This window comes from Thioclava sp. UBA3469 (genome assembly GCF_002378135.1).
In the GTDB taxonomy this organism is placed as follows: domain Bacteria; phylum Pseudomonadota; class Alphaproteobacteria; order Rhodobacterales; family Rhodobacteraceae; genus Thioclava; species Thioclava sediminum.
Genome location: NZ_DFRG01000075.1, coordinates 1 through 327, shown reverse-complemented (window position 1 = coordinate 327; position 327 = coordinate 1). Strand labels below are relative to the sequence as shown.

The following is a 327-nucleotide window of genomic DNA, read 5'->3' as shown; positions in this document are numbered from 1 at the left end:
AGCTCGTCGCACTTGTTCAGGAAGCTCAGACGGAACGCATAGCCGATATTGCCGAAGATGCGCGCGTTTTGTGCCCAGGCGATCACCGTGCGCGGCGACATCACTGTCGAGAGATCACCATTCATGAAGGCGGTCCGGCTGAGATCGGCCACGGTCACCATCTGGCTGATCGTCTTGCGCCCGGCCTCGGTGTTGTATTGCGGGTTCTTCGACAGAACGATCGCGACCTCGGCGTCATGGCTGAGATAGTTCAGCGTCGAGACCAGCGACCAGCGGTCCATCTGACCTTGGTTGATCTGCTGGGTGCCGTGATAGAGGCCGGTCGTG

At 59.9% G+C, this 327-nt stretch carries 1 pseudogene; it reads right to left on the bottom strand.

Annotated features, from left to right (window positions below):
* A pseudogene (locus tag B3D39_RS06665) lies at nt 1-327 on the bottom strand (CbbQ/NirQ/NorQ C-terminal domain-containing protein); the annotation flags it as partial.